Origin of the sequence: Azospirillum soli (assembly GCF_017876165.1) — a bacterium.
GTDB lineage: Bacteria > Pseudomonadota > Alphaproteobacteria > Azospirillales > Azospirillaceae > Azospirillum > Azospirillum soli.
In genome coordinates this window covers 1-21,930 of record NZ_JAGINQ010000043.1, presented here as the reverse complement: position 1 = coordinate 21,930, position 21,930 = coordinate 1, and the positions used below count along the sequence as shown (strand labels likewise).

Here is a 21,930-nt window from a genome sequence, read left to right as displayed (position 1 = left end):
AGGCACCCCCAACCCGGCTCAAATCCGACGGCGCCCATCACCGGCCAGCCCCCTGAGCAATTACGATTTTCAAAGGCTAAGCTCATCAAGAGCTCGGTTCACCTCGTTGAACTCCGAAACCGGCTTTGCAGCTTCTCTCTTTGCAGACATTGTTAAAACGTCCACAGCTTCTCTATGTTTGTTCATCAACTCCGATTTGAATTCATCAAACAAGACTCGGACTTGATGTTTGCAGAGATCGGGGCTGAGCACCATCTGTTGAAAGAGCGCCAGAAGAAGCGCTTTTGCCCTTTGATAGTTCTCCTGGTCACCGATCATGGCCGCTTCAAGGGCTTGATCTCGTAGTCTATAAAAAGGCAAGGAACTAACGTCATTGCGGGATTCTCTCCCAGAGACGCTGTAGAGCACGTAATCAGAGCTCGTGAACTTCTCGAAGACTCCATCTTCGGATTGCAGGTGCAGCCTTCCATCAACCACGCGCAATTTTGATACGTCCGACCCTGCAGAATTGATCAAAGAATAATAGTTTGCGACAAAGCCGCGAACACTCGATGTATCGATTTCGAACCTGTGACCAACGATCGGAGTTGTATCTCCAAGGTCCAAAATGGACTCGAGGCCATCGACAACGATGTTGCCCAGCTTCGACGCCATCTCGACACTGGCGCCAACCGCTAAAAGTCCCGAAACCTGCTCCATGAATTTCAAAAGATTCCGAGCATAATCATTCCGTTTAACCTTGTACAGAATAATGCTCACAGAAATGCGTCCACCACGAAACGGATGGGGGCCTGTAATGTGTGTATCGTGCAGTACTGCACCGTGGGGCACCATATCCCTAGGCTGACCGAACAACTGCGTTCCAACAACAGCTGGCACGGCAATCATTTTATCGTTGTATAGGAAGTTGATTAGCACAACGACCATCGGATCGTAAGTCGCCCACCACTCACGGCCGGACGCTAGAAAAATTTCATCAATCTTAAATTGAAAATAGTCGTGGTTCTGGCGTATTTCATATCCGGCTGATGTTACAGGCTCACATTGCTTAGGAGGAATGACCAAGGTTTCTGGCACGGGCATTTTGCCAGCGCCTATGGTATCAAATAGCGTTTTGATGCGATCGGCAAGAGTCGGCATTATTGTCTCCCTTGGCGTTTATATGACAAACACGGATCCGTCGGATCATCACCCACCCAAATCGCCCTTTCTAGCTTTGAAAATGTCGGGTCGCCAGCGATACGGGCGATCTCACAGGACTCATGGAAAATATCCTCATAAACTCCACTGCCTAAAATGCTATTCACCTCAACTTCGCGATCCTTAGACAAGTTCCATACTCTGTAATGCGATTCGGACGCCCAACCCCGATCTATTAGAACGATGTATTTTCCATCATCACTGTAGGAAATTTTTGTTCCTCCTTCTAATCCACTTAGAAGTTCTCGAGTGTAGACAATGCGTTCATCTTCGACACTAATGTGAACAACGCGACTCGGGCTAAGCCAAGCAAAATTCCATGCCTTAGCTCGGTCGCTCAATTTGACCGCGGCTCCGACCAGGCTTGTGGAGAAGCCTCGAGGTCGCCAAAATTCCTGCAAGTTCTCAGGCAACTCGATGTTCGAAGCTGGTGAAATCACCCCGCCCTCGTAGCGCAACATGTCAAGCATTCCTCTTTCACGGCGCACCAGTATCCCACGGCCATCCTCTGCAATAGCAAGGAGCCGTGGAGGGTCGATTTCTGTAGCTCCATCCCTCCTAGGACCATCCGAGTCGAAAACCAGTGGACCATCCAGTCTTCCAGATTGGAGATCAATAATCTCCAGCTGACGCTGCGCCGCGCTCCCTCTGCTCGATCGCGCAATAACAGCAGCTAAATCTGAGCGCGCCGCAAGTGCAGGCCACGACGATCCAGCTGTTATCGGAATGATTATGGGTCTAATGATTCCCGCCGGTTTGATGGAACCATCGGATGCGAGCTGGGGGCGAACAACGTAAATTCGATATTCATCGTCGGCCCCATTGCTACGGAGCCAATAAGAGACTCTGATGCCGCCAGCCGCGATCTCAATAAACGGTCTGGACTGTTCGTTTTCCCAACTGGGTATAATTTGGTCAAGCAAGACGGAACTGTATTGCCCTTCGCTCCAGAATGCGAAGCGCCCATTTGCGACAGCGACCGGTTTATCGAACCCATTGACAAAACCGACTGCCGGCGAATGCCAACGAATGCTTGTGGAGAGCATATCGCTTGGAAGCTGTCCCACAATTACGCTGTCGCGTTCCCCCATTACTTGAACCTTCATTGTGCCATTTTTATCAAGAAAAGCCAGGCGGCGACCATCCTTGCTCAGGCCGATCGCTTCGAATGTACCGCCAGACACTGGCGAATTCAGCAGAATAGACCTAAGTCTTTCCGTCGTCTGCCCAGACGACACTAGCATTTTCCAAACCCCATCCGCTCTCGACAGTGAGGTGAGCAACAACAGTATTCGACGCCGAAAGTCTGGGGTCTGGTCAGCTTGGGAAATGCTGACCGCCCTTCTCACAAATTCGTTCCTTTTTGCTGTCGCTTGCCAAAAAACGGTCAATAGCAAGAGCGCCAGGACTGCTCCGACCCATACTGTTGTCCACTTTAAAGCTTCAAATTGCCTTTTTGCACGCTCCATCTCCTCACTGTTTCGGCGCTCAACCCTTTTCAGCTCTTCCGCTGATTTCTCTTCAATCTTTTTGCGCTCAATCGCGGCTTGCTCTTCCAGGAGAGTGCGTTCGCGCTCGACTTTCGCCTCAGCTTCACTCCAATGGTAAAGCGCTATTGCAATTGCGTCGTGGCCGAGGCTGTAATCACGTCGCGTTTCAATGCACGAGCGATGATCGCCGTCCTGCTCATTGCCTTCATCAAAAGTGACAATCTGCCTAAGCAGCCGCCACTGATCATCAGACAAGGCTTCGAGAACTTTCTGATGGTCACCTGTAATTCCCTCGTGTTTGCTGATGCTGATAAGCTCTTTCTCATCCTCAATTATGCTCGTGATCGCCCCCCCTTCATGGCGCGCGACGAGCATAGACAGTACGCGCCGCCACTTCGTAATTTGTTGCGAGTCGGCGATGCCGTCTCCCGTATTGGAAAGAACTTCCTTTAGCGCCTCATCAATATAACCATCAAGGCTGCCGCCAACGCCTCCTAGGTTGTGGTATTTGGTAATTGTTATAAGACAATCCCCTCCCTCCAGCCGCGCCCGCTTGTACAAATCTTTGCATACTATTTGCAATACGGGCAGGATGCTTGATTCTCCATAGGTCATCAACAAGTCTTCTGCTATCTTATCGGCCACGCCTGGCGCGTATGAAAATTCATAAATATCTTTCGGGGCGCCGTAAGGCCCAATTCCTTCATCACTGGTCGGCCTTAGTATGACAGATACAATGGATTTTTTATCGTGCAGACCAAGCAGCATGAACTGCTCAAATCCAACACGTGGAGAAGACGTGATGCGAAGAGTTGGATTAACTCTGAATGAGTCACAAAACTGACCATAATATTCCGTTCTGAGTGCCAATACAACCTTCACGTCAAAGTTTCTTAGGCAACACTCCTCCAGGAAATATACGAACGCATTCCTACGATTTTGTGGTTCCGCCAGATTCTGTAGCGTGAATATTTCCTCGCACTGGTCTATCACCAACACCAATGTTTGCGGCAACATTGAGCTCACAGCCGAGATGGCTTCGAGAACGCTATCAGCCAACTCCTTCTTGTTTTGTATGAAGCCAGGCCAGAGCGCATCGGCCATTCTGCGCCTGCAATCATCTCCAACGCTTGCTAATACCGGGTCACCATAGTACGCGCGCCTTAAAGCTTGTTGAAGGCGGGACACAGGATCGTCTGTGCAGCGGACAAAAATCGGATCGATGTGGTTTCCGCTTTCTCGAAGGAAGTAGAACCGAGACGCCTGCCCCTCGAGCTTAGGAACCAATCCGGCACGAAGAAATGAAGATTTTCCCGCCCCAGTTCTTCCATGAAGAAGCAGAAGCCGTGTGCTGTACTCGCCGAGTATCACGGCGCAGTCAGCTACTTCGTCCTCTCTCTCGGTGAATAACGGTGCGTCCATCCCAGTGTAATAGTTCAGGCCCTTGTAAGGTTCTGAAGGCCAAGTAAAAAAGCCTTTTCCGGGCTGTCGGACCTTGAGACCGTAACTCATTGCCTAAGCCTCCAGTCGCGCTTGCTTTGAAGACTCAACGCGATACTTCGCATGCGCAAAGCACGAATATAGAAGAGATTGCGGGAAGAGTTCCGTCTTAAGGCTATCGTATGCCTCTTGAATCGACATGCCTTCCTCACAAACACGTTTCATAAAATTGATTCCGTAGCGGGTTGCAAAAACGTTTGATACCTCAGCTTCGGTGCCGATAAATCCGTAAAACCCAGGAGTCGACGTAATCGGCAAGAAGCTATTATCCATCTTTCCGGCAGCAGTATGGCATCCGTTGAAAAAACAGATGGTCGCTGACCTCTGTCGTTCTCGTTTTCTAAACACCTGCATTAGACCAGCAGCATCTAAGCGGTACCGAGTATCGTGAGGATCGGCATCTTCATCGAGAACGATGCTGGTGCCGTCCGAGTGACCAAATATATAAAGCAGGCTGTTGTTGCTTGATATCTGCCTCCACCTTTGTCTACCAGAGTCCCAATCAGTGACATTGCCGATATCAAGCTCAAGAAGTCGGTCTAGACACTCCTGTTCGTCCGCGGTCAAATGCTTCCTCGCCTGCAGGTAGTGTGTTTTATTCAAAATATAAAGGACTTTAAAACTTGACCGTTCTAATGGCTTGTCGGGCAGAAAATCGGTTTTGTTGAACCTTACAGTTATGCTGAATAGATTTGACCAGAAATCGTTAAAATCATCAATTGTCCCACTTGGAGCGATTTCGTCTCCCTTCCCAATGTCACGGCATATGAAATTCCACGGGATGTGTGCGGTGGCATCAGAGTATACCGTCAGGCGTTGACGTTCTTTTATGTCGGAAACGATCAACTCCGCTTGCGCGGCCGCTTCCTCGCCGGCTCCGACCGAGGTAAAAAGAGCCGTAGACAGCTTTTGACCTGCATCAACTAATCTTTTGAAATATGGCCTGTAATCAGGGCTTGGATGGTGGTCGTAATGATAGGAGAGTTCACAAAGTATTTGTCGAATATTAACGCTTTGTGACTCGACCAGCTCTCTTCCAACCGTGTACGGCGCAAGTGCCCAGTCCTGGCTGCTCCACGCCAGCTTCAACATGTTGGCTTCGTGCCCGGTTATGTTCAGAATAAGGCTCATCGTTTGCCCCGCCTGAGACGGACTTTTGTGTGATTGATCCTGTTTCCCGTTGCGGAACGGCAGCGCCCAATGGGGTTGTGTCTTCTACGGCTCGTCGCCTTTACCGCAATTTCGAGGGATAAGCATGTGCAACCTTTTCTGCTTCTGGTCCTTTGCTGTAGATAGCCCAATGTGAATCTGGTCCGATGTGACGATCAAAGGCCGCCTAGAGCTAATTACACACTTATTGCAGCCCCCTCTCACCTTTTGACCAACGATTTCAGTGCAATTTGTTGCCATAATTCGCAATTTTGGCACCTGATGGCCGGCATGTTTTCTGGAGAAATTGCTTGGAATGAAGTTTCATAATCTAAACCTTCATCCGTGTTTTCAGCATGGAAATTTAGATTGATTCGTTATCTCCAAATTGCGCGTGCAAAATCGCGGAACTATGCTCGTGGTTGTTGTTGCTCAGTCCGCCACGTTTCTGAATAAATTGAGGGTATTTTTCTATGGCGGCTAGCGCGAGGTTAAACCACTTTCTTTTCTTTGCGGAGCCATCCAGCGACGAAGGTGCCGTTGGCTTCTATGGCCCTTTGCAGCGACAAACCGTCACGCAACTTGGCGCACGTTGCGCCGGTCGACGACCATCAGTTCTGGAGGTTCAAATTCGATGGGAAATTTCACCTGCAATTGGTGCTCGACCGCCGTGACCATGTCCGGAACGGGGCCGATGGGAATGCCAGCCGCCTGCAGCGCCGCGTGGGTCTTCGCCCCGATGTTGCCGTCGATGCTTCCGAGGTCGTAACCAAGTCGAATCAAGCCACTTTGCAGGAAAGCCTCGTCCTGGCGGTCGCCGAAGGCGTCGACCCGTATGCCGACGGCCAGGATGGCGCTCACCGCCATGGCCGTGTAGGGCTTCATGTTGCCACCCTGTCCAGCCCGGTAGTAGTCGTAGACAAGGGCGTGGCTGCCGCGGACATCGAAATGCCACGCTTCGTTCGCCTTGCCGAGGGGCTTCGAAATGATCGGGAAAACGCCGAACTCGCTTGCCAAGTCCCAGAAATCGGCAAGCTTGATCTTAAGCGCCGCTAAGTCGAGGTCAAACCCCCGGACGGCCTCGTGCATGCTCCCGCCCGGCGGAGGGCTGAACGCGCTTTTCTTGCCCGTGACGTAATCATTGTGGGATTGCAACTGCATGTCGTAGCTGCGGAACAGGTCGGAGAGGATGAGATCGCCGCCCGCGGCGTGCAATGCGGTGCGGAGAGACAGCAGCGCCCGGCGCGTGTCCGGCGTCGCGATCGCCATCCGGCTTGGCAGCGGCACCGGTAGGCCATTCGTCCTGTAAATTGAGGGCATAACGACGCGAACAAGCGGTGTTCTCATCTTCTATCCTCCCACACCGCACGGCGTCCGATCCGCGTGATTTGGCCGCGTCGAGCGACGCCGTGGATCATGCAACGGTCACGCCATACGCTTCGGTAAAAGCCGCCGCCGCGTACGCGTTGGACGCATAGGCAAAGCCGCCGTCGCCCCATTGGGTGCCCCAACTGTTGCGAACGATGAAGCGCTCCTGATCGTATCCGACAAGGGCAACGGCGTGACCGCCATGGGCGGTCATCGGCTGGTAGGTTTTCAGAACCCCGCCCGTGCTTGTGGCGTCGTCCCAGGTCTGCTCCACGTCCAAGCGCGTTAAAATCGGCCGGTTAACGGCCAGCCAGCGACGCCAAGCGCTGGCTGGCCGGTCGAGGTTGATGCAGTTGCTGATTTTCAGCGTCGACGCGATCGCGTAGAACGTCTTCTCATCGCCGGGGTAAAGCGCGCCGTCGAGATCGGCCTTCAGGCTGGTGCTTTCCGCCTCGATGAAGGTTGTCGGCGCGGTGACAAACTCGTCGAAATCCTTCGCGGCCATCCAGATGAACCGAGGAGAGAGGCGGGCGTCGCGCGCGGCGCGGCCGGCTTTGACGAGGTGCCAGCGGAGCAGGGAGTCGCCCACCGCCCAGCCGACGCTCGATCCGGTCGATCCTTGGTCGCCAACCGTCCACCAAGTCTCGCGCAGATCCTTTGCCGGCGGAATCGCTTGCGCGCGCAGGAGCCCGGCGTCTTCGGCATGCGCGACCTGCCAATCGCGCTCGGTGTCGCGCGACGGGATGCCGTTGAGGATGCGAACCGGCGGCGCCGCCTGTTTCGGAGTTTGCGGCTTGACGCTTTTGCTCTTGGAAGGGCGCTCGATGACGGCGGCTTTGCTCATGGTTCCTCCCCATTCTTCGGCGTGCTGGCCATCCTAGAAGCCCGTTCCGGGGAGCCGTTGAAGGCGCCCTGTTGGTTTGTGCTACGACTTAGAGGGGCTCAGGCCGGCCCTTCAGTGGTTTTGATTGCCAAAGCCGACTCCCGAAAAAAGCTCGTCAGCCCCGCCAAAGGCGCGCGATCAAAGGAGATGGCGCGACGGCGTGAACACGTGCATGCGCGGCGTGCACAATCTTCTCCAACTCGTCGGCGGCTGAGCGGTTAACTTCCAGCTGAAAAAGGATGCATTCTGCCCTGTCGCACAGGAGGGGACTCCAGGCGGCCATGCCGTTGGGGTATTTCTTCAAGGTTGAACAAGTAATCATGAAATATCAATCCCCATGTAGGATGATATCTGTTGGTGGTATGGTGGCGCTTTTACAATACACGCGGCGCTTCTCTGCATACTACCGTATGTATTTATTTTAAGGACAAATGAAGCGGGTTTTGTTGAGCGGATGTTTGTACGGTGAGCGGTCACCAGACGGAACGGGCGATGCCACCTGATCTGCGTTGAAACTCCGGTTGACGAGCTCGCATGCGGTTCCGGACCGATGCCAACCGGCGGCATCGGTCCAGACCTCGAGCACCGGGATTTCCCACGTGGTGACCTGCACCCGGTCGCGCCATTCCTCCGCGGTATCGGTTCGGTAGCGCTTGGGCATCAGGTCGTGCCGAGTGCGGGCGAGCACGGCCACCTCGCTCCACGCCGTCTCCGGAGCCAGCGTGCGCAGGCGGCGGACCTCGGCGAGCGTCGCGCCGAGCTGGTGGGCCGCGTCGTCGACCGCGAGCCGCCGCACGCGGCCCCGCCCCACCGGGTCCAGCGCCGCCCAGCGGCCACCGTCCGGCTGCCCGGCGCGGGCGCCGTCGATGCGGATCGGGTGGTTGGGTTTCATGCGCTCGGCGTTGGCGGCGATCACCGCGCCGGTGGCCGCGATGATGGCGGCCGTGGAGCGGTAGCTCTCCACCAGATAGTAAACCTGCGCGCCATAGTCCTCGCGGAAGCGGCGGATGAAGCCGACGTTGGCGCCGCGGAACCGGTACACGGACTGGTCATTGTCGCCGACAGCCAGCAACGCGATGCGCGCCTCGGGCTCCTTCTCCTGCCGGCCGGCGATGGCCGAAACGAGGTTGTACTGGTCCTCGTCGATACCCTGGTATTCATCGATCAGGATGCCCGGGTTGGAAGAACCGGAACCGGGGCGGTTGGGGCCGTCCCAAGGATCAATCTTGGATTTTCCTTTGACGGGTTTGGCCGTATGCTGCGCGGGCTTGACCGTCCTGCTTCCACCGTGAGTTGCTCCGTGTTCGAGCGTCCGGACCCCGCTCCCCCACCCGACGCCGTCGCCGCCTACGACCACCGGGCCGCCGACCTGGCGGCCCAGTACGAGTCGGTCGCCGCTGAGGACGTGCACGGCCCCGTTCTCGACCTGCTGCCCGCGACTCCCGGGGCCGTTCTCGACGTCGGCGCCGGGTCGGGGCGCGACGCCGCCTGGCTCGCGCGGCTCGGCCATCAGGTCGTCGCCGTCGAGCCCTCGGCCGGCATGCGCGCCGAGGCGCAGCGGCGGCACGCCGACCCGCGCATCCGCTGGGTCGACGACCGGCTGCCCGGGCTGGACCGCGTCCACCGGCTTGGCCTCGCCTTCGACACGATCTTGCTCAGCGCGGTGTGGATGCACGTCGCCCCGCCGGATCGGCGCCGCGCCTTCCGCAAGCTGATCACCCTGCTGCGGCCGGGCGGCCGCTTGCTGCTGACGCTGCGGCACGGCCCCCCCGATCCGGACCGCGCCATGCACCCGGTGACCCGCGCCGAGGTCGAGCGGCTTGCCGCCGAGCACGGCGCCTTGGTTACCCGGGCGGTGCCGCTGCCCGACCGCCTGGGTCGCGCCGCCGTGACCTGGGAAGCGGTCGCCGTCCAGCTCGCCGACGACGGCACCGGCGCGCTGCCGCTGATCCGGCACATCGTGCTCAACGACGCCAAGAGCAGCACCTACAAGCTGGCGCTGCTGCGCTGTGTCGCCCGCGCGGCCGACGCCTGGCCGGGGCTGGCCCAGGCGGACGGCGACGACGGCGTCGTGCTGCCGCTGGGCCTCATCGCCCTGTGCTGGCTGCGCTCGTTCCTGCCGCTGGTCGCGGCGGACCTGCCGCAAACGCCAACCAGCCGGACCGGCGGCGGGCTGGGCTTCGTCAAGGAGGCGTTCCACCGGCTGGCCGGCACCGCGCCGTTCGAGCTCCGCGTCGGCGCCACGTTCCACGGCGACCGGGCGGCGGCGCTGCGCCAGGCGCTGCGCGACGCCGCGGCGACCATCGCGACGATGCCGGCCCGCCACATCACCTACCCGGGCGGCGAGCGCCCGGTCTTCGACGTCGCGGTGCGCCGGATGGCGCGCGGCGACGATGCCCTGGTGGTCGACGCGCCGTTCCTGTGGTCGTTCGGGGATTTCCGCATCCCGACGCATGTGTGGCACGCCCTGACGCGGATGAACGCGTGGATCGAGCCGGCTTTGCTCGCGGAGTGGACCCGTCTCATGCAGCGCTACCTGCACGGCCAGGGGCGGGCGGTGCCGGAAGGGACGATTGCCGCGGCGCTCACTTGGCTCGACCCGGCGCGGGACACCGCCGAGGTCCGCCGCATCACCGCCCAGATGCTGGACGCGGGGGAGCCGATCCACTGCGTGTGGAGCGGGCGCCGGCTCACGCCGCGCGCGCTCGACGTCGACCACGCGCTGCCGTTCGCCGCGTGGCCGTGCGGCGACTTGTGGAACCTGCTGCCGGCGGCGGCGCGGCTGAACCGGCACGAGAAGCGCGACCGCCTGGTGTCGGCCGACCTGCTCGCCCGCTCCCGCGAACGCATCGCCGACTGGTGGGAGCGCGCCTACGTGCGGCGCAGCCCGGTGCTGGCGGCGCGCTTCGACCGTGAGGCCCAGGCCTCGCTGCCCCTCGACGGCGCGCCGCGCGATGGCGTGGACGTGGCCGCCGTGCTGGACGCCCTGGCGGCCAAGCGGCTCGTGCTGCGCGTCACGCAACAGCTGCCCGAATGGCCGGGACCACCCCCCAACGATTGAGGACACCGACACCGCCGAACCGGCCGCTCGTCCAGCCGGTCACCCAGGGCGGCCGGGTCCGCTCCAAGAGCCCCCCGATGATGGCCGTGGTGGCTGAACCACGAGTGACGATGGAGGATGGACATGACGCCGCCGATGCAAGAGACGTTGGACGATGCCGCGCGCGAGGCCGGGCTGGAGCTGCGGTTCCGCGATCACGGTGAGGCCTACGAGCGCGCCAAGGCGGTGGCCGACCACCTTGGGGTCGACGTGCGGACGTACCTTTTGCTGTGCATCAAGGAGGGACACGCCCTCCTGAAACGGCGCGCCGGTCTGGACGAAGCCGCGGTGGACGCGGCGCTCGATGTCCCGGCGATCCTCCGCCGCCCGGCCCCGGCCGACCCGCGGGAGCGCGCCGTGTGGGAGCAGGTGCGGGCCCTGTTTGGGTAGCCGCACGGCCGATGTCGGCACGCCGGCTGACGGACGTCAGCGGAGCCTGAACACGGAATCATCGCGGCCGTACCGCTTTTCCGTGGATCGGTTGAACGATGGCGGTTCCGCGGCGTCGGCATCCCAGAGTGGTCTGGCGCCCGCCCGCGCCGACGCGCTCGCGCGATGTCATGCGACCCGCTGGCGAAGCACCTGCATGGCGTGCCCGAGATCGTCGCGCAGATGCCGGCGGTTCATGTCGGCCAGCAGAGCCTCCACCGCTTCGGCACGGGCCAGCAGCGAACCAGCCGCCTCGGCGCGCAGGCGGGCGTCGCACGCGGCGTTGGTGAGGCGGACGGTGACACGCCGGCTCACGCCCGCACTGTGCAGCACCAGGAAGTCGGCGAGTTCGGCGAGCGCCGGGGGCGGCTCCCGGCGCCCCATCCACGAGCAGAACCGGTGCAACCACCGCACCTGCCGCGTCACCGCGACAAACAGGGCGTCGCTGAACTCCGCCGTGTCCGCCAAGCGTTCCAGCACCGTCATGAGCGCCACGCCCAAGCGCACGAGGGCGTCGGCAAACCCGTCCAGGGTGGCCTCGTCGATGCGCTTGACGAACGGCGTCTGCGGGTCCTCCGTGTCATCGCCCACGGCGTCCAGCAAGCGCATCGCGAAGGTGATCATGCGGTCGACCGAGGCGAGCATCACCACGGTGCGCTGAAGGCCGTTGTCGGTGCCATCGGGCACCACGCCCGCCAAGGTCCGCGCGCCCTGCCGCAAGGCGGTCCGCGACACCAGGCGCGCGTAGAAGGCCACGTCGCGGATCGTCGCCGGCGCGACCCGCAGCGCGGCCAGGGTGGTGGTGATCGCCTCCAGCCGCACAAGCCCGCGGGACAAAACCTCGACGGGAATGGGCCGCTCGTCCGCCGTGCCGCCGCTGAGAAGCGCCGAGGCCAACGACGTGGCCTCCGCCACCGCTGCGGCGCTCACCGCGTCGATGTGCGGTTGGCCGGCCCCCTGCAGGGCGCGCACGCCGGCAACGAGCGCCGCGGCCACCTCGGCCATCGGCGCCGGGCTGTCCGATACCGGCGCGCGCGACGGACCGCCGCTCGGCCACTCGTCCGCCCTCGCCTCCCCGCGCGGGCCGACCACGTCTCCGGCAGGACCGACCGCATCACTCAGGTGAAGGATCAGGTGGTCCCGGACCGCCGGCAGAAGATGATCGAGGAGGACCGGCGCCGCACTGCGAACCGCCCTGTCCCGGAGGCGGTCGGGGGTGTGGCCGGCGACCGGCCCCAGGTCCGTCGCGACCGAATGGCGGACGTGAGGCCGGTAGCGGGCGGCGAGGTCCAGAATGGCCTCGGCGTCGGTGGGGGTGGCCTCCGCGGTCAGGTGGCGCGCCATCGCCATCATCACCCGAACCGCGTCGAGGCGCTTCAGCTCCCGCCCCGAGAGCGGCTTGAATGACCCGTCCTGCGGAAGGGGGGAGTCGCGGTCCGCGGAACCGTCCGAGGGAAACAAGCCGGGCATTCGGACCCTGGTCGTTGTCGGCACTGCACCGCAGACGGTACGCCACGGACCTTGCCAAACCGGTAACAACGCAAAGCCTTTGCGCTCAGGAATATCCGTTGCACGCTGGGGCAAGCGGCTGGCCGGTCCAACCGCCGGACGGCGTGACGGGCGCTCCACAGGAGCGCCCTCGCCCATCGGATCAATGAAGCCGCTGCTGATCGAGTCTTTCCTTGACGTACAGCTTCTCCAGCTTCAGGCGCTTCAGGGCCAAGTCGTCCGGTCTGGCGCGGCCATACTCAGCGCGAAGCTTGGCTTCGAGCTCAGCATGGCGTTGACGAAGGGCGTCGACGGTTTCCGTCTCGATCGTCTCCATGGCAGCACCTTGGCGTGGAAGGACGTGCGGGGCTTGGGAGCAAGCCTTCCCGGACAACAGAACCGGACTGTCGTTGTTGCTCGATCCGCCGCTACCGCTGGCCGAACAGGCGCGAGGGACCGACACGCTTGCCTGCGATTCGGTCGTGCCGGACCTGAGCGGTGCTCCGAAACGGCTTGGGCGGGTCCGACCGGGACGGTCGAACGCGCCGGTATGGGAACGTCGTGTGACTGAACCGCGGTTAACCTTCACACGCGCTGACCATTTTGTGGGCACCGGGACGACGATGCCGCGCTCCGCGGAATCGGGTGAAGCCCTCCACCGGCGCGTTTTCCCCCTCGACGGGAAAGCATGGCCGGATTGCGCGATTTGGAGCAGCAAAAGCCTTTTCACGCAACCCAGCGCCGGACAATGGTGGCCCGGGTCACAGCCACACGAGAGGCATCATGTTCCATCCCTGGCGAGGCGACGAATGGGGGCAAGCGTCCAACGCCCTCGGGGGCCTTCGCCTGCTCGTGGTCGGGGATGGCCCCGGCACCCCGCCGGACCCGAACGAGCGCGCCATCGACGCGATGGGGGCGGCGGTGACGCGCTTCCTGGACGGCGAGCGGTCGCGCTTTCTGGCCAACACCACCCGCATCCTCGCCGGGGTCGCGGGAATCGCCCCGCCGGGTGACGACACACACCGGATGTGGAAGTCCATCGCGTTTCATCAGTACGTGCCCCGCCCGCCCGCGTCGGACCCGAGCGTGCCCATCCCGGATCATGTCTGGACGGCTGCCGCGAGCGCCTTCGCGGCGGTGATCCGCGGCCTGGAGGTGGAGTGCGTTCTCGTGCTCGGCCGGCGCCTGTGGGCCCGGATGCCCGAGGGATCGGCCGAGGCGCTGCCCACGCCCCCACCGCCGGGCATCGCGGTCCGGACCTATCCCCTGGTCACCGACCCCGCCGTCACCAGCCCCTACCAGGCGATCGCGGTGCCGGTCCGCCATCCATCGGCCGTGGGCGGCGCCTGGCGGCAGGACCGGCCGGCGCTGGACTGGCTGGTCGAGGCCGTCCGCAGCGAACGGGCGCGCATCGCGGCGCTGACCGCATGCTGAACGCGATCCTGAGCGGGAAAAAGCGGGGAACCGGGATGGAGGGGCTTCGTCTTGCCGACACGTTCTCCGGCGCCGAAGACACCCTGACCGCCTCGGTCTTCGAGCGGATCGCTTATCTGGCGGACGAGCCGATCGCCGCCATCCTGTGCGCGCCCGACCTCTGGGGCCACTCGGCCGAGGTCCGGATGCCGGTGTTCGAAGCGCTCGATTTCTGGCCCTGGTGGCCGGCCGTCGGCGGCGGGAACCTCGAGCCCGACGTCGTGGTCCAGTTCGACCGTCGGGTGCTCGTGATCGAAGCCAAGCGCTACGACGCGGTGGACATACAGAGCGCCGGACAGCTGGCCAACGAATGGGCGGCGGCCTCGCTCCTGTTCCCCGGGAAGGAGATTTGGCTGCTCGCCGTCGGCGGCCTGCGGGACGGCCGTCCCAGCACCGCGCGCGGGCTGCGCGCCGCCGTCCTGCGGGCCTTGGCGGACCTTCCCGTGCCCACGCCGGCGTCCGACGCGTTCCGGTTCGCCGCGACCTCCTGGCAGGGCCTGTTCGCGACGATGCAGTCGGTCGCCGGCACCTCTGTGTCCGGCCGGCGCATCGTCGCCGACGTGCACGAGGCCCTGGCGCTGCACGGCATGCGCACCGAGCCGCCAACGTGGCTCGCCGACCTCGCCGGACCGGCGTGGGCCGGAATGCGTGGCATCACGACTTCTCCGGCGGTCTTCGCCGCCGCACAAGCGGCGCCGCAACGGCCCGGTGCCGGCACCATCACCACGTCTTCCACCGTCTTCTGGCCACGAGCAGGACGATGACCAACGCTGTTTCCGACGACGCCCTCGCCGCCGCGCTCACCGACGTCCGCCGGGCCTACCGGCTGCTGTGGGGCTTTCACAAGCGGGTGCTCGAGTACAACCGGATCATCCGGACCAGCCTGGGGTTCGAGCACCTCGGCGCCAAGTACCGGTTTGGAAAGCCGGGTCAGAACCCCGAGGCCCGCTACGCCTGGGACCTCTGCCCGGGCGCCCAGTTCGGCCTGGCGTCGATCCGCCGCAGCGACGCTGCGGAGCCGGGGCGGGACGGGACGTCGTTCCCGCGCGCCGGCGACGCCGTGCTCTACGTCCGCGTCAAGGGCGACACCGGACTGGCCGACTTCGCCAGGCCGGGCGTGGAGCCGGACCCGGTCCAGTTCCCTCCGCCGGAGGAGAGCCAAACCCTCATGGAGGTCTATGTGCTCGTCAACCGCGAGGAGCGCAGCGTTCGGCTGGATTGGCTCGACGTGGTTCTGCCGTCGGTGACGCAATGGCCGGCTCCCGGGCAGACCGGGCCGCATCCGGCGCACAAGGGCATCGACATTTACGGCGATGTTTTCGACCTGGCCCGGCTCGGCGGCGAGGACGCGCTCCTGCTCAAGATTGACGCGTTCAAGGCGGCCGCATCGCGGGCGCTCGGCCTCACCTTTGGCACACCGCAGGCCTGACCCGGTCGGACCGCCCTGCGGTCGGGGCTGCCGAGGGCCCGGGGCGCGGTCACACCAACGCGGGCGCGGCGGGATGATGAGCGGGCCGCCATTCCGTTGCGCTGCTCATGCCGCCGTGCTGGCCGGCGTTTCTGGTCGCTGGTCCCGCGTCTACAACGGCTGCGGACGCGGCCGGCGGACGCGGCCGATGGTGGTTCGGAACAGCCCGCGGGCCAGCGTTCCGAGACGAAGCACCGCCCCCAGGGCCATCACCGCGCCGAGCAGGAACGACAGCGCGCCGAGGACGGCCGCGACCAGCGCGCCGAGCATCGCCATCGAGATCTTGGCGGTGCGCGCCACCGTCGTGAGGACCGTCTTTCCGGTGAGCCGCAGGGCGCCGCTCACCGGTTTGCCAAGCAGCGTGGCGGCGCGCTCGGCGTTCTGGAGGTCCGTCACGTCGTCCACATGCCGCAAAACAGCGAGCGTGCGCGAGGGTGCGAGCACCTGGTTGATGGCGCCCACGGACGCGAGCACCGTCTCGACCTCGCGGGTGTCGACGCGCGCGGCGTGGCGGCGGGCGGCGGCCCCCAGCTCGTCCACCCGGTACCAGGGGACGTCGCGCACCGCCTGCCGGAAGGCGGGAAGGTCGACGGCCCGGGCCACGATGCGCCCGAATTCGGCCTGGAACTTGGCGCTCAGCGCGCCTGTCTTGCGCGCCAGCTTGGCGAGCGAGAGGCCCGTTTTCGCGGGCAAAGCGCCACCGGCGGTGACGACGGTCCCGGCGGTCATCGCCACCCCGGCGATGGACAACCCGAGCGTCAACTCGTCCACCGTCTCGCCCTTGACCATGCGCGATGCCTGACCGGCGAGGTCACGGACGTCGCCAACGACCGTGAGGTCGGACACCACCGCGGCGGCCCGGCTGACGGCATCCTCACCCTGGCCGGTCACAAAGCCCATCGCCGCGCGGCGGGTCGTCCGCGCCGCCGCCCGCCACCCGGTGGTTTCCGCGATCCAGCGTGCGCGGAGGGCCGGATCGAGGGGCACGCCGATGAGATCGGCGACGTCGAGCAGCTCCTCCGCCTGTTCGGGGACATCCTGGTCCAGCGCGGCGGCAATGTCCTTCTCCAACCGCTCGCGTGGCGCGGCCTCCCGGATCATCGCGATCAGGTCGGCACGGACAGCGGCGTCGCTGGGCGCCGGCTCCATCACAGCCCGGTACAGGAAGACGCCTGACGCCATTAGAGCAACGAGGAGGCCCACCGCCATCAGCCGGCGCCCGGGACGGGCTTTTGCGTCAATGGCTTGGTGTCGCGCCACCTCATCGGCCGCCATGTCTTACCCTCGGACGCTGACTGTAGGGCCTCCATTCAGTGCAGCAACAATGACGCCGCACAAGCCAAGTTTCCGGGGCACCGGGAGAGCCGAAAGGGGGCGACCGTTCGCACGCTGTGGATGGTCGTACGGATTACGGATGCCGGCGATCCCGCAGGTCGTGCCCCGGACGCCACGCCGCCCCGCGGTGCGGGCGCGGTCCGGCGGGTGATCGCCTGAAGCGCACGCCGTGATGTTCACCGCCGGCATGGCCACGCCTCATCGGTTCAGCGCTGTCCCTGGAGGTTCCGCAGTGGGCGGCCAGATCGGTCCGGTGCCCATGCGGCCGGCCAATGTCCGCCAGGTGGTCGGCGGTGCTCAGCAGACTGTCCGCGCAACCGCCAAGCGGTCCCAACGACGCCGCGATCAGGGTGGCGGCCCGATCCGCCGGCAAGGGGCCCGGCGTCCAGGGGGGGGGATCGGCGACGCCGGTGATCGCCGGCAGGCACCCCGCTCGGTGTCGATGGAGACCCAGCGCGCGGCGTGCGCGCCCGTGGCCACCTCCCGCCCCCGGACGAGCGGCAGCTTCGTGCGCGCCGCCTGCGCCGGAACGCGGCGCCCCCGACAGGCGTCGCGACGGTCCAGGGCCAGCGTGCCCCCGGATGCTCCGGCGAGCCGCGCCCGATCCGCAACCACCGGCAAACACAACGCTGCCATCCCCGCACAAGCGCCACCCGCCGCTCGGCGAACCGTAAGGCTGGGGTCCCGATGAGGGCCCACAACCGAACAGCCCGACGTCGCTGTGTTCGTCCCAAGGCGCGCAAGGTGTCTTCCAACGACCGGACGAAGTCGGCTTCGCTCAGGACCGTAAGGGCCGACCTCGGGCCCGGCGTCCACCGACTCACGGATGAACGCCAGGACCGCGCCGCTGGACAACGTCGCCCGTGTGATCGCGACGCCCATGCCGCGCCACACTCCCGGACGGCTCGGACTGGGAGAGCCCATGCGAAAGGCGCTGAGTTGCGTGCCACGGGCCTTTGCCAGCAACGCTTGCTCTCATTTGTGGTATGACGGCAAAGCAATGCCGCAATTTCGGACATCCACCCGCCATGACCACGACCATTGAGCGCACCAACTTGGTCAGGCTGCTAAACGATCTGAAGCGAGCAATCACAGCGGCGGAGCGAGTTGGGGCTCCAAGCGTTGGGATGAAAATCGAGCAGGCCAAGGACTTGGCCGCTGCGGCGGAAGCAATTTTGACCGCACGGCAAAGCAACGATTGAGTCGGGAGGTCTCCTTCCGGCCGCGGCATCTCCGCTGACAGCCTGCCCGTTGCCACCACCGAGATGATCCGCGGCACACGCGCGGCCATCACCGCTGGCAACGCCTTCACCATCGCCGGGAGAGGCGCACCCGTCACGCCGTTGGCGGACTGGTGGAGGCACATCGTGGACAACGGGCCGGGGATTGTCCACAGCCGGCGCGGGTCAAAGAGCGCCCCCGCCAGCGGTTCCCCACAGCCATGCCCGGCGAACCCGTGCCCATCCTCGGTGGCCGCATCCCTGTCGTCGTTCACGATGAAGACGCGGACGGCGCTCGACCGGTTCCGGCACGCGCCGGTGGCTTCGATGTGCCGCGTCTCGAGACGCGGCACCAACGCCTTGCTGTTCAAGGCCCTCACGTTGAGCGATGGCCCCCAGCACCTCCCACAGGGCCGGCTCCCGGCGCATGCTCATGCAGCGGCCGTTGACCGTTACGGTCTTGCCGACCAGCGCACGAGGAGGCCAGTTCATCACGGCCGCCACACTCATGCAATGCGTGCCTTCAATTGCCTGTTTTGCACGCGCCGCGACGTCAATGGCTCCGTGCCCTCTTGGCGCGGCGCGCGTCTTGTCATCGGAACAAAAAAGGAACACACACCCGCAATGGCCAACCGCGACTTGCCACGCCGTATCAAGGACGCCGCCGTCGCCATGGCCGGGGGGCCGATGAGTGGGCCAAGCTTTTCCCAGACAGGCAACTTCTCTGCCTGGAGATGGCCAATCGTGCCGCGACCGCGCGGCAAGGAAGCGGCGCGCTCGTGTCCTGGGATCAGATGGCACTCACCGTCACCATGGCGCCCTCCCAACATCGCGGGAAACTGACCGCGAAAAAGCGGACGACACGGCGGTGGCGGTGCTCGCCGGCACCGTGGTCGGGCATTTGCGGCGGTGTGGCTACACCCTGCACGCGAGCGTCGACGCCGGGCCGCTGGCGGTTGGCTTCCAACAGCCGCAGAGCGAGGGCGCGTGAGCGGCACCGATTCGGACGCGACCGCCGCCATCAATAAGGGCCCGCGTAACCCGCCGGTGCACCACCTCTGAGGTACGGGTGGACCGCCGATGCGGCCGGGACGACGCTCGTCAACGCCATGCTTGGTTTGCGTCCTGGATGGCGCGCCGGCGGTTGGCACGGTCGTTTAGACACGACACGATCATGAACGCTGAGTGTTGTTCGATTTGCCCCAGCGACACGACTGAAGAGCCCCGGCCCACGGAACCGGGGCTCTTCTGTTTTCAGCCACGGTGCGCCCCGGCAGCAAGAGAACGCCCGCCGTCCAGACGGACGGCGGGCTGAGGTGTGCAAAGATCAGGGAGGCGCACGTCACCGTGTGTGTCACGGAGCGTACACGCCCGCCCGCCATCCACGCAAAAGTGGGATAGGCCTGCCGTGCAACGCATTCTTGGCACTCCCAACGCCAAGAGGACGCCCTGCGGCATTATGGCCTTCGGCACTCGGTGTTCTGGGATTGCCTCGCCAACGCCCATCCCGCATACGGGCCTAGGTCGCAAGCGAGGCACGATGGGATGGCGCCGCCGAACGAGGATTACCGGATTGCTGAGCGGCGCCTGCGGCTCGGGCTCACCCAGACGCAGGTGGGCGCGCTGGTGGGCTGCGGGCAGGCGGGGGTCTCCCGTGCCGAGCGCGGACAGATGAGCCGCAAAACGATCCAGCGCATCCACCAGGCGCTGCGGGCCGCGGAGCAGCAGCGCGAACGTGTTGAGTGGGCGGAGGCCGAGGCGTTTTGGCGGGCGCTGGACGGTGCCCCCCACCGCGATCGGATCATCAGCCGGATTGAGGCGGTGGCGCAGGTCTTGCTCGCCCGCTCGTTGGCTGACGCCGGCTTGGGGCAGCGGCTGCTCGACTGCCTGCCCGCGTCCGTCCGGCACAAAGCGCTGATCAGCGCGGCGGGACCGTCCCGCGGCGTGTCGAGCGGCGATGCTCCGTCCGCCCGGCCACCGGACGCGTAACGTCGCCCGCTCGCAGGCCCACACGGTCGGCCGCGGTGCGCGGTCCACCGGTCCTTTTCATCGGTGCCCATGCGGCCGCGGGCCGGTTCTCCCGGTGGCGGAGTGGGGGCTGGGGCTGCGGCCGGTGGCTGGCGGACAGCGTGAAGGCTGGGCCGGGGCTGGGCCTTGCGGTGCTTGGGTCCGGACACCCGGCCGTGACCGGGCGGGTTTGAAAACGCATCATCGCAGCCAGCGTGTGCGGGAGGCCTGGGGAGCGCGATGGCTTCAACAACCGTGTTCGACATGACGTCGCACGCGCCGCCGGGCCGCGCTCGCCCCGGGGTGCTCCATACTTAACGGTCCTTCAGCCCCAGGGGTCGGACACCGTGTCCGTTGGCTTGGTCGCCACCGTGTCGGGCAGAGTCTTGTCCGTCTCGAGCGTCGCCACGACGGCGTCGAGGACGGCCTTCAGCGCGCGGGCGTTCGCCAGGCCCGCCTTGTCCCGGGTGACGATCAGACTGCCGTAGAGCGACACGCGATCCGTTTGGTTCTCGACCGTCAGCTCATCAATGTGAACGGAGTCCGCTTCGCTGGCGAAGGGCTGAATCGGGGCCGGCATGCGCGCCTCACTCGTGGTCCTGGACGGGAAGTTTAAGGCCGCCGCGGTCGGCCGTCACGGTCACGTCCGCGGCTTCGGCGTGGGCAGAGCCATGGCGGTCGCCTTCACCGCGGCCGGCAGTTCCGGGAAAACAGCGATGCCGGTGAGCTGTTCCAGCTCGGCGATGGACAGCACCTGATGGCGCTTGGTGTCGATGTTCTCGACCACGTAGGCACCGGCCGTCCCCGTTTTCGGATCGTAGATGGCCTTGAAGGCGTGGGTGGGGACAATCACGCGGCCGTTCACCCGCTGGAAGGTCCCGCCGCGTTGGTAGATCGGGCCGGTGACCACATAGACCTCGCCGTGCCGCACGGCGTAGTCGCGCACGCCGCTCTCGATCCACTCCCAAATGATCTGGTTCATCCTCGGGTGCTGGGGGATTATGTTGGCCAGCGAAAAGGATTCGTCCTGCGCCTGCGGGTTCGGCATGTCGCCCGACGGCGCCATGTGCCCGCGGTCGAACCCGGAGCCCTTGTAGTCTTCCAACTCGGCCCGCTCCTCGGCCGGAAGGTTCGGGTCGGGGTGGAAGGTGTTCTTCCGCTTCAGCGCCCGGGCCGCGGTGATGCTTTCGGCGGTCAGGTGCTCGGCCGTCCACAGCGGCGTGCGGCTGACGCCTGAGTGCAGGAGCGCGTAAGCCGCGTAGCAGATCGGCCGCGCCTTGGTGGCCAGGGCCTCGCGCACGAGGTCGGGCGCCTGACCGCCAGCAAAGTGCTGCGGGCATTCGGTGGGCGCGGCTTCGGCCGCTGTGATGGCCGCGGCCAAGGCAAAAGCGCCGAAGGCAACAACGGCGGCTGTGCGTCCGAACATGGGTGTCTCCCCGAGAGAGCGAAAGCGTGGCCGGAGTATGCCGGCACGCGCCGCCCGGTTGCAAACGAAGCGTCAACATTCCCGCGTGAGAATAAGGGGCAGCACAACCGCCGGAGTTCCTGATGCGGCACCTCGTTCTGTTTCCTCTGATCCTGGTGGCGACAACCGCCTGTACGGGGCCCGCTCTGGCGCGTGGCCCGGCGTTGACCGACGACGAAATCCGGGAGCGGATCATCCAGGACTCGATCGACGCGCATGACGGCGAGCTGTTGCCCCGGCCCAGCCCTCGACACCACCACGTCGGCCCGTGCCAGCCACACGACCGGATCGTCGATGTGAAGCGGGCAAAGGGATTCGAATCCTCGCCCCCAACCTTGGCAAGGTTTCTCTACCC

The 21,930-nt window shown here is 64.0% G+C and carries 19 protein-coding genes; 8 read left to right on the top strand and 11 right to left on the bottom strand.

All coding sequences use genetic code 11. The features are described 5' to 3' along the window. Positions 1-69: 69 nt before the first annotated feature. From J2852_RS30555 to J2852_RS30530, 6 genes are all read right to left on the bottom strand, one after another. Entirely contained in the window at positions 70-1,140 is a 1,071-nt protein-coding gene (locus J2852_RS30555; RefSeq protein WP_209882951.1) for a hypothetical protein, read from the bottom strand. Beyond that, positions 1,140-4,202 (bottom strand): nSTAND1 domain-containing NTPase, encoded by a 3,063-nt coding sequence (locus J2852_RS30550; protein ID WP_209882950.1) that lies wholly within the window; start codon positions 4,200-4,202, stop codon positions 1,140-1,142. The genes J2852_RS30555 and J2852_RS30550 overlap by 1 nt, the downstream gene beginning before the upstream one ends. Before the next feature lie 3 nt (positions 4,203-4,205). Then, positions 4,206-5,321, bottom strand: coding sequence for a hypothetical protein (locus J2852_RS30545; RefSeq protein ID WP_209882948.1), 1,116 nt, complete (start codon positions 5,319-5,321; stop codon positions 4,206-4,208). Between the two features lie 591 nt (positions 5,322-5,912). Continuing rightward, complete coding sequence (locus tag J2852_RS30540) at positions 5,913-6,686, bottom strand: hypothetical protein (protein ID WP_209882946.1); 774 nt, start codon at positions 6,684-6,686, stop codon at positions 5,913-5,915. Between the two features lie 67 nt (positions 6,687-6,753). Next, entirely contained in the window at positions 6,754-7,551 is a 798-nt protein-coding gene (locus tag J2852_RS30535; RefSeq protein WP_209882944.1) for a C1 family peptidase, read from the bottom strand. A 460-nt stretch (positions 7,552-8,011) separates the two neighbouring features. Beyond that, positions 8,012-8,947, bottom strand: a complete 936-nt coding sequence (locus tag J2852_RS30530; RefSeq protein ID WP_209882942.1) for a UvrD-helicase domain-containing protein — start codon at positions 8,945-8,947, stop codon at positions 8,012-8,014. On the opposite strand from J2852_RS30530, the gene J2852_RS30525 reads away from it, so the two are divergent. Both J2852_RS30525 and J2852_RS30520 read left to right on the top strand, forming a co-directional pair. Further along, positions 8,891-10,651 (top strand): class I SAM-dependent methyltransferase, encoded by a 1,761-nt coding sequence (locus tag J2852_RS30525; RefSeq protein ID WP_209882940.1) that lies wholly within the window; start codon positions 8,891-8,893, stop codon positions 10,649-10,651. The two genes, J2852_RS30530 and J2852_RS30525, sit on opposite strands and share 57 nt — an antisense overlap. A 123-nt stretch (positions 10,652-10,774) precedes the next feature. After that, a complete protein-coding gene (locus J2852_RS30520) occupies positions 10,775-11,080 on the top strand; it encodes a hypothetical protein (RefSeq protein ID WP_209882938.1) in 306 nt (101 codons plus the stop codon). Between the two features lie 168 nt (positions 11,081-11,248). Here J2852_RS30520 and J2852_RS30515 read toward each other — a convergent pair whose 3' ends face one another. Both J2852_RS30515 and J2852_RS30510 read right to left on the bottom strand, forming a co-directional pair. Continuing rightward, on the bottom strand, positions 11,249-12,589 hold the full coding sequence (locus tag J2852_RS30515; protein ID WP_209882936.1) for a hypothetical protein: 1,341 nt from the start codon (positions 12,587-12,589) through the stop codon (positions 11,249-11,251). Positions 12,590-12,770: 181 nt separating this feature from the next. Continuing rightward, on the bottom strand, positions 12,771-12,944 hold the full coding sequence (locus J2852_RS30510) for an HP1242/YdcH family protein (RefSeq protein ID WP_209882934.1): 174 nt from the start codon (positions 12,942-12,944) through the stop codon (positions 12,771-12,773). Positions 12,945-13,390: 446 nt separating this feature from the next. Between J2852_RS30510 and J2852_RS30505 the strand changes: the two genes are divergently transcribed. From J2852_RS30505 to J2852_RS30495, 3 genes are read left to right on the top strand one after another with little or no spacing between them, the layout of a single operon-like run. Next, positions 13,391-14,041, top strand: coding sequence for a hypothetical protein (locus J2852_RS30505; protein WP_209882933.1), 651 nt, complete (start codon positions 13,391-13,393; stop codon positions 14,039-14,041). Then, positions 14,035-14,844: a hypothetical protein gene (locus tag J2852_RS30500; RefSeq protein WP_209882931.1), complete on the top strand. Its 810-nt coding sequence runs from the start codon at positions 14,035-14,037 to the stop codon at positions 14,842-14,844. The genes J2852_RS30505 and J2852_RS30500 overlap by 7 nt, the downstream gene beginning before the upstream one ends. Continuing rightward, positions 14,841-15,509 (top strand): hypothetical protein, encoded by a 669-nt coding sequence (locus J2852_RS30495; protein WP_209882929.1) that lies wholly within the window; start codon positions 14,841-14,843, stop codon positions 15,507-15,509. Before J2852_RS30500 ends, J2852_RS30495 begins: the two co-directional genes overlap by 4 nt. Before the next feature lie 150 nt (positions 15,510-15,659). Here the strand turns inward: J2852_RS30495 and J2852_RS30490 are convergent, their stop codons facing one another. After that, positions 15,660-16,823: a hypothetical protein gene (locus J2852_RS30490; protein WP_209882927.1), complete on the bottom strand. Its 1,164-nt coding sequence runs from the start codon at positions 16,821-16,823 to the stop codon at positions 15,660-15,662. A gap of 1,088 nt (positions 16,824-17,911) precedes the next feature. Between J2852_RS30490 and J2852_RS30485 the strand changes: the two genes are divergently transcribed. Both J2852_RS30485 and J2852_RS30480 read left to right on the top strand, forming a co-directional pair. After that, on the top strand, positions 17,912-18,085 hold the full coding sequence (locus J2852_RS30485; protein ID WP_209882925.1) for a hypothetical protein: 174 nt from the start codon (positions 17,912-17,914) through the stop codon (positions 18,083-18,085). A 1,563-nt stretch (positions 18,086-19,648) separates the two neighbouring features. Beyond that, positions 19,649-20,092 carry a helix-turn-helix domain-containing protein gene (locus J2852_RS30480; RefSeq protein ID WP_209882924.1) on the top strand — a complete coding sequence of 148 codons (444 nt, stop codon included), beginning with the start codon at positions 19,649-19,651 and terminating at the stop codon, positions 20,090-20,092. A 343-nt stretch (positions 20,093-20,435) separates the two neighbouring features. On the opposite strand, the gene J2852_RS30475 is transcribed toward J2852_RS30480, so the two are convergent. Together J2852_RS30475 and J2852_RS30470 are read right to left on the bottom strand one after the other, a co-directional pair. Then, positions 20,436-20,690 (bottom strand): hypothetical protein, encoded by a 255-nt coding sequence (locus tag J2852_RS30475; protein ID WP_209882922.1) that lies wholly within the window; start codon positions 20,688-20,690, stop codon positions 20,436-20,438. Positions 20,691-20,750: 60 nt separating this feature from the next. Beyond that, on the bottom strand, positions 20,751-21,536 hold the full coding sequence (locus J2852_RS30470) for a DNA/RNA non-specific endonuclease (protein WP_209882920.1): 786 nt from the start codon (positions 21,534-21,536) through the stop codon (positions 20,751-20,753). Positions 21,537-21,658: 122 nt separating this feature from the next. Between J2852_RS30470 and J2852_RS30465 the strand changes: the two genes are divergently transcribed. Continuing rightward, the coding region (locus tag J2852_RS30465; RefSeq protein WP_209882918.1) for a hypothetical protein at positions 21,659-21,930 on the top strand (272 nt) is incomplete at its 3' end.